Raw genomic sequence first — 14,897 nt, forward strand, 5'->3', positions numbered from 1 at the left:
CTATCAGTGGTGGGGGAGTTTCTTCTTTTCCTTGAGCGAGTCTTTGAGCCTTTTGGCGGCCTGGGCGATCAACATCTGGTGGGTCCCCTCGGCCGGCTCCCCCTCGGCCGGATGGCGCTGCAGGTAGCTGTCGTCCGGGAGCATGTCCCAGGCGGAGCGGTGGTCCGCGTCGTAGGTATCGAAGATCTGCCTGATCTCGCGGGTCAATTCCGGCGCGGCTACCGGGCAGAGGATCTCCACCCGCGCCTCGAGGTTGCGCTTCATGGCATCGGCGGAAGAGATGAAGTACTCCTCGGTGCCGCCGTTTCTGAAGTAGTAGATCCGGGCGTGCTCCAAAAAGCGCCCGACGATGCTCACCACCCGGATCTGGTCCGAGAGGCCCGGGATCCCCGGCCTCAGGCGACAGGTGTCGCGGACGTAGAGGTCGATTTTTACGCCGGCCTGGGAGGCACGGTAGAGCGCTTTGACGATGTCACCGTCCTCCAGCGCGTTCATCTTGAACTGGATGAGCCCTCCGCCCTGCGCCCGGTGCAGCGCCACCTCGCGCTCGATCTTCTCCAGGAGGGCCTTCTTCAAGAGCTTGGGGGCCGGCACGATGGCCTGGTAGTTGCGCCGCGCCAAGAACCCGGTGGTCAGGTAGTTGAAGAGTTCGGTGACATCCTGGCCGATGGTTTCGTCGCAGGTCAAAAGCCCCAGGTCCGAGTAGATGCGGGCGGTCCCGGCGTGGTAGTTGCCGGTGCCGATGTGCACGTAGCGCCGGAGCCCCTGGTAGTCCTGGCGCACCACCAGGATCACCTTGCAGTGGGTCTTGAGCCCCACCACCCCGTAGGTCACGTGGATCCCCGCCTCCTCCATCTGCTCGGCGAGCCTGATGTTGGTCGCCTCGTCGAAGCGCGCCTTCAACTCCACCACCACCGCGACCTGCTTGCCGTTTTGCGCCGCCAACAAAAGCGAATCGATGATCCGGCTTTGGGTGGAGGTGCGGTAGAGGGTCATCTTGATGGCGCGCACCTTGGGGTCCTCGGCCGCCTCGCGCAGGAAGCGCTCCACCGAGGTGGCGAAGGACTCGTAGGGGTGCTGCAAGAGAAGCGACCCGGCGTCGCGGATGGTGTGGAAGATGTTGCGCTGGCTAAGCAGCAGCGGGTGATCGATCGGGTGGTGCGCCGGGTCGTGCAGGCGCGGGTAGTCGAGCCGTGTCAGCTCGAAGAGGTCGCGCAGGGCGAGCATTCCCGGGACCTCGAAGACGTCGTTCTCCTCGTCGAGTTCCAGCTCGGCCGCGAGCCTGCCGCGATGCAGGGGCTCCATGCCGGCGCCGATCTCCAGCCGCACGATCGGGGCGAAGCGCCGCTCCTTGAGCTCGCTCTCGATCATCGCCATCAGGTCGTCGGCCTCCTCCTCGTCCTTCTCGGTATTGGCGTTGCGGGTCACCCGGAAGATCTCGCACGAGACGATGTGCATCCCCGGAAAGAGCATGTCCAGGTTGTGCATCAGCACCTCTTCCAGCGGGATGAAGTGGTCCCCCTTCCCTACCCGGATGAAGCGCGGGCTCCCGAGCCCCACCGGCACCTTGACCCGGGCCAGGGAGAACTCACGCGCCTTGGGGTAGCGCAGGGTCACCAGGAGGTTCAAGGAGAGGTTCGAGATGAAGGGGAACGGGTGCGCGGGGTCGATGGACTGCGGGGTCAGAAGCGGATAGATGTTCGTGTAGTAGTGCTCACGCAGGTGCTTCTTTTCCTTGGGGGTGAGGGTCGCCCAGCTTTCGATGACGATCCCCTTCTGCTCCAGCAGAAGGCGCAGCTTGGCGAAGGCCTCGCGCTCGCGGACGTGCAGCTCGCGGATCGAGAGGTGACACTCGAGCACCTGCTGGCGCGGGGTGCGCCCGTCCAGGGTGGGTTCGTTGAGCCCGGCGCCGATCTGCTGCTTCAGGCCGCCGATCCGCTTCATGACGAACTCGTCGAGGTTGGAGGCGACGATGGCGACGAACTTAAGCCGCTCCAACAGCGGGGTGCGCTCGTCCAGCGCCTCGTTGAGCACGCGCCGGTTGAATTCGAGCCAGGTCAGCTCGCGGTTCAGGTACCACTGGCTTTCACCGAGGTCGAACGGGCTCTCCGGCTCGCTGAGCGCCGGGCGCGCCTTCCCCTTCTTGACGGTCTTCACCTTGCCTGCCTTGCTCTTGGCACCCTTGGCAGCGGGTTTGCCGGTGGCCGCCGGTTTGCCGGCAATCGGGGCACCAACCGGTTCCCCGGGGCTTTCTTGCCGGGGTGGCGACTGTACCAGTTTGAGCGGACGATCTTCCATTGCAGTCTCCCGGACCCTCAGGTCCTCATCATCAAGCTTTCAGCACCTGAATACTACCAGCTTGCGCTGGGGGGGCAAGTCAATGTCAGGGTTTTACTGACACGGATGAAATAACTATAACATTAATCACTCTACAGTTTCCAGTTGGTTCGTCCGATACCAGCAGCAGTACTGCCAGTAGGTGCACGGAGAAAGGAGAAACAAATGGGAAAAATGGGATTCGGAGCCAAGGTACTGAGCCTGGTTCTTTTAAGCAGTATCGGAACGGCACTGGTCGTGAGCCTCATCGCGCTGACCCAGTACAACGCTTCCTACCACAAGTTCATGGAATCGTACCGGCAATCCCTGTTCAGCGACTTCGACAACCAGGCCAAGAGCGAGGTCCAGTCTGCCCTTACCATGCTGCAAAAGGTCGCCGACATGGAGCAGCGCCAGGAGCTTAGCCCCGAGGCGGCCCGCAAGACGGGGGCGGATCTGCTGCGCGGCATGAAGTACGGGGAGAGCGGCTACTTCTGGGCCGACACCACCGAAGGGGTCAACGTGGTCCTCCTGGGCAAGCCGGTCGAGGGTACCAACCGGATGAACGCCAAGGATGCCAAGGGAAAGTACCTGATCCAGGAGATCATCAAGCAGGGTGTGGCCGGCGGCGGCTTCACCGACTACTGGTTCCCCAAGGCGGGCGAGACCGAGCCGCAACCCAAGCGCGGCTACTCCCAGCTCTTCAAGCCGTTTGGCTGGGTGGTGGGCACCGGCAACTACGTGGACGACCTGAACCGCAAGGTGCAACAGGCCGCCCGGCTGCATGAAGAGCAGCACAAACACCAGGTCTACCTGATGGTGGCGGCGGTTGTCGGGATGCTCCTGTTCACCTCTCTCGGGTCGGTGCTGGTGACCCGGCGGCTCTTGCGCCAGATCGGCACCGAGCCTACCGAACTCGCCCGGATCGCGGAGGAGGTGGCCCAGGGCAACCTCGGCCACCGCTTCGATCCTGAGCGCGGCGGGATCTACGGCGCCATGCGCCAGATGGTGGACCAGCTGCACCAGGTGATGCAGCGGGTCAACGAGAGCGCCCAGGCCATCACGGTCTCGGCGGTGCAGCTGAACGGCAACGCGCACCAGATGGCGAACTCTACCGAGACCATCGTGGGCCAGGCGAACACCGCGGCTACCGCCAGCGAGGAGATGGCAGCCACCAGTCTCGACATCGCCAGCAACTGCCACCTGGCCGCGCAGAACTCGGATCTCGCGAGCCAGACCGCCCTGGAAGGGGCGCGCATCGTCCAGAACACCGTGGAGGGGATGGAGCGGATCGCGGAAAGGGTGCAGCACTCGGCGGCGGTGGTGGAGCAGCTCGGTGTGCGCAGCGACCAGATCGGCAGCATCGTGGCGACCATCGAGGACATCGCCGACCAGACGAACCTTTTAGCCCTGAACGCCGCCATCGAGGCGGCCCGTGCCGGCGAGCAGGGACGCGGCTTCGCCGTGGTTGCCGACGAGGTCCGTGCCCTGGCCGACCGTACCACCAAGGCGACCCACGAGATCAGCCAGATGATCCGCAGCATCCAGGCGGAGACCCGGCAGGCCGTGCAGGCGATGGAGCAGGGGGTTCAGGAAGTGCATTCCGGCACCGTCGAGGCGGCCCGCTCAGGGCACGCGCTGGAGGAGATCCAGCGCCGCATCGTCGAGGTCACCCAGCAGATCAACCAGATCGCCACCGCGGCCGAGGAGCAGTCGGCCACCACCCGCGAGATCACCGACAGCCTGCAGCAAATCTCCGGGACCGTGAGCCTGGGAGCGCAGAACTCCCGGGAGATCGAGGGGGCCGCGGCAGCCCTCACCGGGCTCTCCGGGGAACTGGACCAACTGGTGCGCCACTTCCGGGGCTAGGTCTCCAAAACTTCCCGCAGCTGTTCACAACCAAAAGGGCGCCGCCATGGCGCCCTTTTCGCGTCCGGTACCAACTGCAGCGGTCCGATAACGTTAAGCCCCCACTCCTGCCTCTTGAAAAATTGTTCCCGCGTATGGCCTCCGCCCAGAGCGAGGCGCGCCAGACCCCGATCAACTCCTGAGCATCGTACTCCCCTTCCCCACCGGAAGACGCGCCCGACCAGGCGCTGATGGTTGTCCCTCGCATGGCGCATCTGGCAGGTCGACGCAAGCCTGATGATCCCCTTCGGAAAGGGGGTGGATGCCGGACAACGGGATGGGGAGAAAGGAAACGAGCAGGGCGAGGGGGGCTATCGGGGAGTGGGGGGAGGAAGCGGCGCGGGGGAGGCCTCAACTGGGCGCTCCCCCGATGCTTTTGGTGCGTTAGTACTTCTCGAAGGCCTCGTCGCTGCCGGTGTCGAGCCTGAGGCTCGCGCCTGCCGCACGGGAAAGCACAGCCTCGCGCACCGGCAGTTTCGCCTGGCTCAGCTTGGGCCGGGCGACGGCCTTCGTCGTGGGGGCCGACCGGGCTGTGTGCCGATCCTCCACCTTGAAGAAGGAGATGGTGCTCTGCAGCTGCTCGGACTGGGAGGCGAGTTCTTCTGCGGTCGAGGACATCTCCTCCGAGGCACCGGCGTTGGACTGGATTACCTGGTCGAGTTGCTGGATCGCCTTGTTGATCTGGATCGCCCCGCTGTCCTGCTCCTTGCTCGAGGCGCTGATCTCCTGGACCAGGTCGGCGGTACGCTGGATGTCCGGCACCATGCTGGCCAGAAGTTCCCCGGCCCGAACCGCGACCCCCACCGAGTGGGCCGAGAGCTCCGAGATCTCCGCCGCGGCCTTCTGGCTGCGTTCGGCAAGCTTCCTCACCTCGCTCGCCACCACCGCAAACCCCTTGCCGTGCTCGCCGGCGCGCGCCGCCTCGATCGCCGCGTTCAAGGCGAGCAGGTTCGTTTGGCGGGCGATCTCCTCGATGATGTTGATCTTCCCGGCGATCTCCTTCATGGCGACTACGGTCTCCTGCACCGCGGCACCCCCCTCACGGGCGTCGGCTGCCGACTTGGTCGCCATCTTCTCGGTCTGCGTTGCGTTGTCGGCGTTCTGCCGGATGTTGGATGCCATCTGCTCCATGCTCGAAGAGACCTCCTCGGCAGCGGCCGCCTGCTCGCTCGCCCCCTGGGACATCTCTTCCGAGCCCGAAGAGAGTTCCTGACTCCCTGCGGCGACGTTGTCGGTTGCGGCTTTCACCTCGGTAACGATCTCGCGCAGCTTCTCCACCATGAGGTTCAAGGCGGCAACCAGTTTGCCCACCTCGTCCTGCTGGTCCAGTTCGATCTTCTGGGTCAGGTCGCCACCAGCCACGGCCACCGCGAACTCCACCCCTTTTTTAAGCGGCACGCTGATCAAACGGGAGATCAGGATGCCCAAGCCAATGGCCAGGAGCACCCCGCCCAGGACCAGCATCACGGTAAGCCGGATTGCGGCCTTACCGGTGGCCACGTTGAGATCATTTTTCTGCTTGGCGTGCTCTACCTCGACATCGGAGAGGGCCTGGATGGCATCGTCGGCAACCTTCACCGCCTGGGCGCTTGCCGGGTCGCGCAGCGCTTTGAACGCCTCCTCGCTCTTCCCTGCCTGGGCGAGGGAGGCGATCTTCTGGGCCACACCATCGAACCCGGACAGGCTACCGCTCACGGCGGTAACGGCCTTCTTGAGCTCCGGGGTGCGGGCCTGGTCCTCCACCAATTTGAGCGAGTCACGGATCTGTTTGTCGAGTTCCTTAAGCGCAGCCAGGTGCTTGGCGCGCTCCTCGGGGGTCCGGTCCAGCACCAGGTCGCGCAGGTAGCTGCGTTGCTTCTGAAAATCGGTGGAGACGTCGAGCAGATCACCCAGCGGTTTGGTGTTGTGCAGGAAAAGCTCCTCCCCGGTCGCCTCGAGAGCATTCAGCTTCGAGATGCTGAGGTAGCCGATGCCGCCGGCAATGAGCGCCACCATTATGAATCCGGACAAGAGTTTTGCCGAAACCGGCAGGTTGTAAAACCACTTCATGGCTGTCTCCTTTCCTTCGGTTCAGAAAGCAGCTGCGGCATGTGCGAGCCTGTGGCTACCGACAGGTACTTTCGTTGTAAAACAGGCAGATCGTCGGGGGCGATTGGTAAGATTTGCTTTACCGAATCACTATCGGATTCCCTAGGGCTATCTTTAGTTTTTTTATCGACATTCGGTTCTACTCAATAAAACAAGAGGACGACGGCTCGCGGCATCGGGCACGGGAACCACTTCCCCGCCTCCCCTGGCCGGGAGGGGGCCGAAAGATGGATGACAGCGCCATCAGCACTAGCTGTGGCCCCTTTCCCCCTCACCCGGCCCCTCTCCCGCAGGGGGAGAGGGGATTCAGTTGACGCCCTTCCCGAAGTCACTTAAAGGGCAAAAAAGGCCGGATCTGGCGATCCGGCCCTGGAGCGTTTTACTACAGCGTGTACTTGCGAATCAGCGTGCCGCGGCTCCGTTTATGGAGGTGAGTCCGTTAGCTCCCAGGGTATCCCAGATGACGCGGCCTTTCCCGCTGGTCGTGTTGATGTCGAGCACCTTGGTGCCGCTGAATCCGTACAGGGTGACCTGGTCGTTGGAGGAGAGGCCGAAGACGTCCGGGTAGTCGATCGTGCCAACCAGTGTCGCCACGCCTGATGCCGGGTTGAGGCGTACCAGCGCGTTGCTGGAGGTGTTGTAGATGGAGGTGAGGAAGAGCTGGTTCCCCAAAAAAACCAGGTCGCCGCTCGACTTGTACTGGATGTCGCCCCCGCTCCCCAGCAAACTGGCGTGGCCGGTCGACGGGTTGATGCTGTAGAGGGCCGTATTGGCGGTGTACAGGGTGCCGTTGGCGCTAAATTCCAGCGAGGTGGCATCGCTGGTACCCAACGGCCCGACCGGAGTGACCTGGGCAGTTTGCAGGTCGATGCGGTAGAGCTGGTCTCCCGAAATCCCGTAGAGGTTTCCGTTCGGGTCGAAGGCAATATCGTTGAGGAAGGTCTGGGTGTCGCCAATGATGGTGACGCTCTGCGCGTTGAGGTCCAGCCGGGCCAGGTGGTTCGTGTCGTCGACCACGTAAAACACCGGCGGGTTCGGGGTGGCGGTGACGTTGGAGGCGACCAGGTCGGACCCGTTGACCGTGAGGCTCTCGCTGCGGGGGAGGCACGAGTAGTCTTTCTTGGTGCTGGAGACCGTGTAGCTGCCGTTACCCAGGCCGCCAAAGCGGTAGTTGCCGGTGGAATTGGTGAAGACGACCTGGTTCCCCGCACCACCCAGGGCGACCCGGACGCCGGAAACCCCGGTACCTCCGTTGCGCACGCTCCCGGAAATCTGGTGCGCCGAACCGCCCCCCGGAGAGGAACCACCGCCGCCTCCACACCCTCCCACCAGCGCAACGATAACTGCCAGCATGATTACCTTCACCTGTCCGCATCCGCTCATGGTCGTTCTCCTCGTGAGGTAGCCGGTGTCGCGACGCGGCCTCCGGCTCCTGGTAGTCTGCGGGTCGTCGTGCGCCCAGGTAAAAATAAAGCACAAAGAGCGGCAAAGTAAATGTTTTCTAATAATACTAACCCTGAAGGGTTCACATGGGGCAGTCCCCGATGTTCCTCTCACGGAGAGGCCCGGCAAACTTCGACGCTCTGGTGGACGGGCAGGCGTCAAAAGATCCTTTAAAATTTCCTAAACGTCTTGCACAGTCCCCCACCCCTTTGGTATAAACAAAGGGCCGTCGAGCAATCCACAGTCAGACGAGGAGGTGCCAGATGTTTGGATTCGGGATGCCGGAACTTATCGTACTTTTGGTCATCATGCTGGTGATTTTTGGTCCGGGAAAGATTCCTCAATTAGGTTCCTCCCTGGGTGGCGCTATCAGGAATTTCAAGAAGGCGAGCGAAGAGGACGGCAAGATCATCAATCCGAAAGAGGATGAAAAGCCGGAATCGAAGGGCTGAGAGTATCGCTATGCCAGAGATGTGGGAACGGGAAGTAACCGGGGTCATCCTGGTGGGTGGCAAGAGCCGCCGCATGGGCCAGGACAAGGCCTTCCTGCCCGTTTCCGGCCGGCCGCTCTTCGAAGGGGTGCTGGAACTCTTTCGGGCCCAGTTTTCCCGGATCCTTTTGGTGGGTGACCGGGAAGAGCGTTTTGCCGACTACGGCCTTCCCATCCTTGCCGACCAGTTTCCGGGCAGTTCCCTCGGGGGGCTCTACACCGGGCTCTCCCAGGCGCCGTCCCCTTACGTCTTCGTGGCCTCCTGCGATCTCGCCTACCCCAGCGCCCAAGTCCTCAAGAAAATATGCACCCTGCGCGAGGGGCACGACGCCGTGGTACCCCGCACCGCACACGGGTTCGAGCCGCTCTTCGCGCTCTACGCGAAAAGCTGCCTCAACCCCATCAAGGAACAACTCAAGCGAGGCGAGTTCTGCGCCTACGCCTATTACCCGCAGTTGAAGATCCGCTACCTGGCCGGCGAGGAACTCTCCCGCCTCGACCCCGCCGGGACCGCCTTTGTGAACCTGAACACCCCCGAAGAGTACGCCCGCATCGCGAAGTAACCACCGTGCCAGAGCGTGAAGTGACGCCGACAGCACTGGCAGCAGACCTGCCGGTTTTCTCGGCAAGGTGCCGGTCTCTTGATCAACCTCCGCAGGTCGGCACGGCTGTGCTCCCAAGTAAGTCCCTGCAATCACTGGGCGCGCTACCTCATGGATACCTTGGCACGCGTTATGTAATTAGAGATACAGCGCCGACGCCGCACCCTGCCGCACTCGCCGCAGTTCGGGTGGAGCCAGCCCACAGCCGATCCATCGCGACAGGAATCTCAACCACTATCAAAGAGCGCCGTACCAAAGGAGCATCCGTCATGAAATCACTGTTACAAGGCCTGCTGGTCCTGTGTTGTCTCACCCTTTGTGAAACCCCGGTCCTGGCTGGTGAGGTCCACCTCTCGGTAGCGGCAAGCCTGAAAGAGGTCATCAACGAACTCTCCGACAGCTACACCAGGTCGCACCCGGGTGCCAGGTTCCTGAAAAACTACGGTGCCTCCGGACAACTCGCCAAGCAGATCGAAAGCGGTGCACCGGCCGATATCTTCATCTCGGCCAACGTCGAGTGGGTTGACTACCTGAAGGGGAAAAAGCTGGTCGAGCCTTCCAGTGTCGCCACCTTCACCTTCAACACCCTGGTGTTTGCCGGCCAGCCCGGCAAGGCCTCTTCGCTTCGGGACCTCACCAGGCTGAACCGCATTGCCATCGGCAGCCCCAAGAGCGTCCCGGCCGGCGAGTACGCCGTGCAGGCCTTGAAGAAAGTGGGGCTGGAAAAGCAGCTCGAGAAGAAGCTCATCATGGCGCGCGACGTGCGGGAGTGCCTGATGTATGCCGAGCGCGGCGAGGTTGATGGCGGCTTCGTCTACCGCACCGATGCGCTGCAGGCCAGGCAGGCACGCATCCTCTTCACGGTCCCCCAGGACCTCTATCCCAAGATTATCTACCCGATGGCCCTCACCGGCCCCGGTGCGAAAAACCCCGACGCCGCCGGTTTTTTCGCCTTCCTGCACGGCAACGAGGCCAAGGCGGTCCTGGCAAAGTATGGCTTCGCTGCGCAATGACAGAGACGTCTCCTGCGGCTATCGCCAGAGCCAGCACCCCCTGAAACGCAAGAAAGGGTCACGCCGTACGACGTGACCCTTTCCTTTTTGGGGGAGCTGGTGCCCTGCCGGTTCACTCGACAGCTCCAGCAGCTACCGCGGTCTTTGGCGCCGGACCGGCGCCTTTAGGCCCTTCAACCAATCGGGGTACACTTGGAGTTTCCGGTCGCGGCAAAGGGCGACAGGACTTTTTCCACCTCGGATGCGCCGCAGATTGGGCAGTTGGGCAACTCGGTCGTATCCCCCTTCTGCAGTTTTTCAAAGCGGGTACCGCACGGCAGGCAACGGAACTCGAAGATAGGCATCGAAGCACCTCCATATGGTTATTCAGATTTTCATATCTTATAGCCTTTCTAATACTCACTGTCAAGCAGAGATCGCCGACTCAGGTTGGCCGAACTGCCGGCATCGGCAGCTGCAGGTTGCGCTTTTTTGTTGCACATTCAGCTTTTAATATATATATTTCAAACCATCCTGAACCTAGTTCCGTCCAACGTCCTGTGCGGCGCGAACAGGACGTCTCCCCCGCAACGCAGTAGCGAACCCGGTAGTACCCGGAGAGCACGTGTCGAGCAGGTTGGAACAACTGGAACTGTTGCGTAGCACCGCGAGGGAACTGCGCCAGGCAGACGAATTCCCGACCTGGCTACTGAGCGAGTTCGAGGCGATACTGGAGCACCCGGATCGCTATACCCGTGAAGCTGCGCTGCTTGAACGCCTGCTCGCCGAGATCCGCGATTACGATCCCTATGCTGGAATGGGATGTTTCGGAGGCGGCACCAGCACGGCAACGATTCAGGCTACCCTCCGCGAAATTCTCCAGAAGTGAATCGTCAAACCGGAGCTCTGCATCATGTCATGTGAACTATTGGAATGTTGTCGTTTTTTTGATGATTGTATGGAGGGTCTGCCGGAAGCCGCAGAGATCATCAAGCATCGGCTCTGTCGCGGCGACTTTGCAAGCTGTACCCGCTACCAAATATTCAAGTCGCTGGGCAACGACAGCTCCCCGCACTTTTTGAACGCAACCGAACTGGAGATGGTGCACAAGGCACGTCGGTGCCTGGCGGAGAAGCAGGCGCGACAGGCCACGCCCCGCAGCGCAGGCGAGAGCGCTCCCCCCGAGGAACCCATGCCGTGATCCAGGACCCGAAGAACCAGTTCATCGCTGCCATCCTGTCCCACACCGAGATCCATGGCAAGGAGATCCTCGAGATCGGCTGCGGCAAGGGCAGGATCACCGGGGACCTGGCCCGCCACGCCCGCCGGGTGGTCGCCATCGATCCGGATGCTGCCGCACTGGAACAGGCCCGCCAGGCCAACGCAGCCGCCAACATAGAGTACCTGCCGATGTCCGGGAGCGTTCCGGCGTTTCCTGCGGCGAGCTTCAACCTGGTCTTCTACACCCTTTCCCTGCATCATGTCCCCCCCCAGGAGATGCAGGCGAGCCTGTTGGGCGCGGCGCACCTGCTGCGGGATGGCGGTAACATCGTCGTCATCGAGCCGGGGTACCAGGGGTCGTTCATCGAGGCGAAGCTCCGGTTTGCTGCGGGCAGTGGCGACGAGCGCCCCGCCCAGGATGCAGCCATTCGTGCCATGCATGCACTTCCCGGGTGGTTCCCCGAGGAGACCGTGCTGTTTCGGACCGAGGTCCTGTTCCGGGACCTCGAGGACTTCCTGATCAACATGCTTCCCAAGGCGCACCAGGCACCCGGCTTCGATCGGAAAGCGGTCCGGGCCTTCCTGGAGGAGCACCGCACCACCGAGGGGATCCTCCTCGATGCGGAACGCCGGTTGAACCTGTTGCGTCCTCTCCCTTCCCTGTTTTAGGCCCGCCACCACACCCGAAACCTGTGGCATCAGCTGTCGGCGCCTCTTCAGACCCGTCGACAAAGGAGTATTGCATGAACCAGCGCATCGTGGTCATCGGCGCCAACGCCGCCGGCGCCAAGGCCGCCTCGAAGGCAAAAAGGAGCAACCCCGAGGCTGAGGTGGTGCTGATCGACCGTGGCACCTTCATCTCCTACGGGGCCTGCGGTATCCCCTACTACGTGTCCGACGCGGTACCCAGGATCAAGGAACTCATGAGCACCATGGCGGGGGTGGTCCGCGACAGCGACTTCTTCCGCAAGGTAAAAGGGGTTACCGTCCGAACCAACACCGAGGTGACGTCCATCGACCGAGCAGCGAAGTCCCTTGAGCTGCAGGACCGCGTCAGCGGGGAGCGTTCCCGGCTCAGCTACCACCGCCTGGTGCTGGCGACCGGCAGTGCGCCGGTAGTTCCCAAACTGCCGGGGGTCACCCTGAAGGGGATCGCCACGGTGAAGACACTGGAGGACGCCGAACTGCTGCGCAGTCATGCGCTCCCGGGCGCGGCCGCGTGCATCCTGGGGGCCGGCCTCATAGGCCTGGAAACCGCCGAGGCGCTGTGCCAGAAAGGGATGCGCGTTACCCTGCTCGAGCTTAAGGAGCAGGTGCTGCCCGGGGTGCTGGATCCGGAATTGGCGGTCAAGGTGGAGCGCCAGTTGACCCGCGCGGGGGTCGAGGTACGCACCGGCTGCCGGGTAACCGGGTTTACCGGACAGGAGCAGGTCGAGAAGGTAATGGTCGACGGGGCGGAACTGCCGGCCGACCTGGTGATCCTGGCAACGGGGGTGGTCCCCAACGTGGAGCTTGCCCGTGCCGCAGGGCTCGAGATCGGGAGCACGGGTGCCTTGGCAGTCGATGCCGGGATGTACACCAGCGATCCTGACATCCTCGCCTGCGGTGACTGCTGCCAGACAACCCACCGGGTCACCGGCAAAGGCGTGTTCCTCCCCATGGGAAGCACCGCCAACAAACAGGGGCGGGTTGCCGGGATCAACGCGGTCGGAGGCGAGGCCCGCTTCGGCGGCGTGAACGGCACCAGCATCGTCAGGGTTTTCGAGCTCACCGCCGGCAAGACCGGGCTCACCGAAGCGGAGGCCCTGGCGCACGGCTTTTCGGTCGAGACGGTGCTCTCACCGGCTCCCGACAAGGCCCATTTTTTCCCGGGTGCAAAACCGATCCTGCTCAAGCTGGTGGCCGAGCAAGGGACCGGAAAACTCCTCGGGCTGCAGGCGGTCGGCGAAGGGGAGGTAGCCAAGCGCCTCGACGCCGCAGCGCTCGCCATCGGGTTGGGCGCGACCGTCGAGCAGTTGGCCCAGGCAGATCTCGCCTACGCGCCGCCCTACTCCGCCGCCATGGACAACCTGATTGTCGCGGCGGACATCATGAAGAACAAACTGGTCGGCATCGCCAGAGGTTTCGCCCCACAGGAGGTCAAACGCAAGCTGGACCAGGGCGAGCAGTTTATCCTCCTCGATGTGCGTTCCCCGGCAGAATTTCAGGAAGTGGGCATCGAGGGAGCGACACTGGTCCCGCTGGGTGCCTTGCGCGACCGTCTCTCTGAACTCCCCCGGGATCAAGAGATCATCGCCTTTTGCAAGATCAGCCTGAGAGGGTATGAGGCGCAGCAGATCCTGAACGGGGCCGGTTTTACCAAGGCCGGATTCCTGGACGGTGGGATACTGGCTTGGCCCTACGAACTGAGAGGTCCCCTCGGCTCGTGAGTTGCGTCCTGGTCCAGGTAAGTAGCCGCAACGAGGGGCCTCGCAAAAGCCCCTGAGCGAACGCGGTCCGGCGGGTGTGCGGCTGGCACAAGGAGGAAGGTTATGGAAGTCGTGATTAGCGCGGTCGGGATGGCATGGCTGGCAGTGCTTTTGGTGGTGGTCCTGTGCAGGCTCGGAGCGCTGCACGGCTGTGGGAAGGGCTGATCGGTTACGACCCAGCTGGTGGCACACAACTGGACCAGCGCTACGACAAAGAACGGCTAGACAATAAGGCCAGATCCTGGAAAGGATCTGGCCTTATCTTTGGGACATCAAGGGAAACGAGACGGAATCGGGCGTCACCTGCCGAACTGCCGTCCGAATGGGGAGTTTCCCTGCGTAAACTTAACGACGCGCCTGCGCCGCCGTTACCTACCCTCCCCTACTGCGGCGGCTGCTCGACCGCGGCAGTATGCGGCACCCAGTTACTGCCGTCGAAGATGTACTCGATGTTGCTGGTACTATCCACCCAGATCATGCCCACTACCGCCTTGGGCGGGGCCGTATCGCTCACCACCTTGCCGCTGGGCGGCAGCGACGGGAGGTCACTTTCCGTGGCCAGCGTCGTCCCCCCGGGTACCGGTTCCGCAGCGCACACCGTGGCCCACAACAGCAGCGTTCCCATAAAGCCGGACGCGATCAAGATCGTCACAAATCGTTTCATGCGGATATCCTCCTCACATAGTTCCCGCTGGTATCTTCAGCACGGCTCGGACCGGGTTCAGCGGTCCGAGCCCTCCCTAGTCCTAGTGGCACCCGAAGCAGGTCGACTTGAAGGTTGCCTGCACGTTGAGCGTGCCGTTTCGGTGCTGCGCCAGGTTGGTGATCGTCGTCCCCTGGCCGTTCACGCTGCTCACGTCGGGGTGGCACAACTGGCACTGATTCAGGCTCGAGGTCAGCCCCTGGTTGCCGTGGTGACCACTGTGCCAGACTCTGCCGTCCGCAGGCGGATTGCCGTGGCAAGCCGCGCACTGCTGGCCGGTCACGTTCCAGGCCGGGGTACGCTGCGCACCACCGTAGTTCACCGTGATCAAGTCGTACTCATCGGTTGCCGCGTTGTACGAGTAGTAGCTGAAGCTGCCGGTCTTCACCGCGTGGCAGGATACGTTCGAGCAGCTCTTCCCGGAATCGTACAGCGGCGCAGTGCCCGCGGAGAAGCGGTACTGGAGATCGACGGCAACAGTCACGTTCGCCTGGTGGTCCTTGATGGGGAGCGTCATGAGGTGGCTGGCAGCCCCACCGCTGTGGCACGGCGTGCAGTTGTTCCACCCCTCCGAAGCCTTGGCCGTCTTCGCCACGTGCGACAGGTGCGCCCCGCCGCCGCCCGAGTAGGACTCGAAGCGTGCCCCGGACCAGTTGTTCATGGTGC

General features: G+C 62.8%; 13 protein-coding genes and 1 pseudogene. 8 read left to right on the plus strand and 6 right to left on the minus strand.

From position 1 onward, the window contains the following. Positions 1-3: 3 nt before the first annotated feature. The gene (gene ppk1, locus H7688_RS22195; protein ID WP_183363446.1) at positions 4-2,298 is read right to left on the minus strand and encodes a polyphosphate kinase 1; all 2,295 of its coding nucleotides are present in this window, start codon (positions 2,296-2,298) and stop codon (positions 4-6) included. Between the two features lie 204 nt (positions 2,299-2,502). Between ppk1 and H7688_RS22200 the strand changes: the two genes are divergently transcribed. Then, complete coding sequence (locus H7688_RS22200; RefSeq protein WP_183363447.1) at positions 2,503-4,185, plus strand: methyl-accepting chemotaxis protein; 1,683 nt, start codon at positions 2,503-2,505, stop codon at positions 4,183-4,185. A 423-nt stretch (positions 4,186-4,608) separates the two neighbouring features. Here the strand turns inward: H7688_RS22200 and H7688_RS22205 are convergent, their stop codons facing one another. Together H7688_RS22205 and H7688_RS22210 are read right to left on the minus strand one after the other, a co-directional pair. Further along, positions 4,609-6,273 (minus strand): methyl-accepting chemotaxis protein, encoded by a 1,665-nt coding sequence (locus H7688_RS22205; protein WP_183363448.1) that lies wholly within the window; start codon positions 6,271-6,273, stop codon positions 4,609-4,611. Between the two features lie 441 nt (positions 6,274-6,714). Next, on the minus strand, positions 6,715-7,695 hold the full coding sequence (locus H7688_RS22210) for a carboxypeptidase-like regulatory domain-containing protein (RefSeq protein WP_183363449.1): 981 nt from the start codon (positions 7,693-7,695) through the stop codon (positions 6,715-6,717). 323 nt (positions 7,696-8,018) lie between these two features. Between H7688_RS22210 and H7688_RS22215 the strand changes: the two genes are divergently transcribed. The 3 genes from H7688_RS22215 to modA all read left to right on the plus strand — a co-directional run bounded on the left by H7688_RS22215 (position 8,019) and on the right by modA (position 9,860). Beyond that, positions 8,019-8,207, plus strand: coding sequence for a twin-arginine translocase TatA/TatE family subunit (locus H7688_RS22215; protein WP_183363450.1), 189 nt, complete (start codon positions 8,019-8,021; stop codon positions 8,205-8,207). A 10-nt stretch (positions 8,208-8,217) separates the two neighbouring features. Next, complete coding sequence (gene mobA, locus H7688_RS22220) at positions 8,218-8,808, plus strand: molybdenum cofactor guanylyltransferase (protein ID WP_183363451.1); 591 nt, start codon at positions 8,218-8,220, stop codon at positions 8,806-8,808. Between the two features lie 308 nt (positions 8,809-9,116). Continuing rightward, complete coding sequence (modA, locus tag H7688_RS22225; protein ID WP_183363452.1) at positions 9,117-9,860, plus strand: molybdate ABC transporter substrate-binding protein; 744 nt, start codon at positions 9,117-9,119, stop codon at positions 9,858-9,860. A gap of 173 nt (positions 9,861-10,033) precedes the next feature. On the opposite strand, the gene H7688_RS22960 is transcribed toward modA, so the two are convergent. Then, complete coding sequence (locus H7688_RS22960; protein WP_183363453.1) at positions 10,034-10,204, minus strand: FmdB family zinc ribbon protein; 171 nt, start codon at positions 10,202-10,204, stop codon at positions 10,034-10,036. A gap of 260 nt (positions 10,205-10,464) precedes the next feature. On the opposite strand from H7688_RS22960, the gene H7688_RS22235 reads away from it, so the two are divergent. The 4 genes from H7688_RS22235 (at position 10,465) to H7688_RS22250 (ending at position 13,489) form a co-directional block, all read left to right on the plus strand. Continuing rightward, positions 10,465-10,728: a GSU3529 family protein gene (locus tag H7688_RS22235; RefSeq protein ID WP_246329926.1), complete on the plus strand. Its 264-nt coding sequence runs from the start codon at positions 10,465-10,467 to the stop codon at positions 10,726-10,728. 69 nt (positions 10,729-10,797) lie between these two features. Then, complete coding sequence (locus tag H7688_RS22240) at positions 10,798-11,040, plus strand: hypothetical protein (RefSeq protein ID WP_183363454.1); 243 nt, start codon at positions 10,798-10,800, stop codon at positions 11,038-11,040. Then, positions 11,037-11,729: a class I SAM-dependent methyltransferase gene (locus tag H7688_RS22245; RefSeq protein WP_183363455.1), complete on the plus strand. Its 693-nt coding sequence runs from the start codon at positions 11,037-11,039 to the stop codon at positions 11,727-11,729. Before H7688_RS22240 ends, H7688_RS22245 begins: the two co-directional genes overlap by 4 nt. A 74-nt stretch (positions 11,730-11,803) precedes the next feature. Then, positions 11,804-13,489 (plus strand): FAD-dependent oxidoreductase, encoded by a 1,686-nt coding sequence (locus tag H7688_RS22250; protein ID WP_183363456.1) that lies wholly within the window; start codon positions 11,804-11,806, stop codon positions 13,487-13,489. A gap of 421 nt (positions 13,490-13,910) precedes the next feature. On the opposite strand, the gene H7688_RS22255 is transcribed toward H7688_RS22250, so the two are convergent. Together H7688_RS22255 and H7688_RS22260 are read right to left on the minus strand one after the other, a co-directional pair. Beyond that, on the minus strand, positions 13,911-14,192 hold the full coding sequence (locus H7688_RS22255) for a hypothetical protein (RefSeq protein ID WP_183363457.1): 282 nt from the start codon (positions 14,190-14,192) through the stop codon (positions 13,911-13,913). A gap of 82 nt (positions 14,193-14,274) precedes the next feature. Continuing rightward, positions 14,275-14,897, minus strand: a pseudogene (locus tag H7688_RS22260) (cytochrome C); the annotation flags it as partial.

This window comes from Geomonas limicola, assembly GCF_014193675.1.
Classification (GTDB): domain Bacteria; phylum Desulfobacterota; class Desulfuromonadia; order Geobacterales; family Geobacteraceae; genus Geomonas; species Geomonas limicola.

What these genes read in the sequence shown, in the direction of transcription:
- ppk1 (WP_183363446.1), bottom strand. Translation starts at nt 2,298, where the DNA reads ATGGAAGATCGTCCGCTCAAACTGGTACAGTCGCCACCCCGGCAAGAA.
- H7688_RS22200 (WP_183363447.1), top strand. Translation starts at nt 2,503, where the DNA reads ATGGGAAAAATGGGATTCGGAGCCAAGGTACTGAGCCTGGTTCTTTTA.
- H7688_RS22205 (WP_183363448.1), bottom strand. Translation starts at nt 6,273, where the DNA reads ATGAAGTGGTTTTACAACCTGCCGGTTTCGGCAAAACTCTTGTCCGGA.
- H7688_RS22210 (WP_183363449.1), bottom strand. Translation starts at nt 7,695, where the DNA reads ATGAGCGGATGCGGACAGGTGAAGGTAATCATGCTGGCAGTTATCGTT.
- H7688_RS22215 (WP_183363450.1), top strand. Translation starts at nt 8,019, where the DNA reads ATGTTTGGATTCGGGATGCCGGAACTTATCGTACTTTTGGTCATCATG.
- mobA (WP_183363451.1), top strand. Translation starts at nt 8,218, where the DNA reads ATGCCAGAGATGTGGGAACGGGAAGTAACCGGGGTCATCCTGGTGGGT.
- modA (WP_183363452.1), top strand. Translation starts at nt 9,117, where the DNA reads ATGAAATCACTGTTACAAGGCCTGCTGGTCCTGTGTTGTCTCACCCTT.
- H7688_RS22960 (WP_183363453.1), bottom strand. Translation starts at nt 10,204, where the DNA reads ATGCCTATCTTCGAGTTCCGTTGCCTGCCGTGCGGTACCCGCTTTGAA.
- H7688_RS22240 (WP_183363454.1), top strand. Translation starts at nt 10,798, where the DNA reads ATGGAGGGTCTGCCGGAAGCCGCAGAGATCATCAAGCATCGGCTCTGT.
- H7688_RS22250 (WP_183363456.1), top strand. Translation starts at nt 11,804, where the DNA reads ATGAACCAGCGCATCGTGGTCATCGGCGCCAACGCCGCCGGCGCCAAG.
- H7688_RS22255 (WP_183363457.1), bottom strand. Translation starts at nt 14,192, where the DNA reads ATGAAACGATTTGTGACGATCTTGATCGCGTCCGGCTTTATGGGAACG.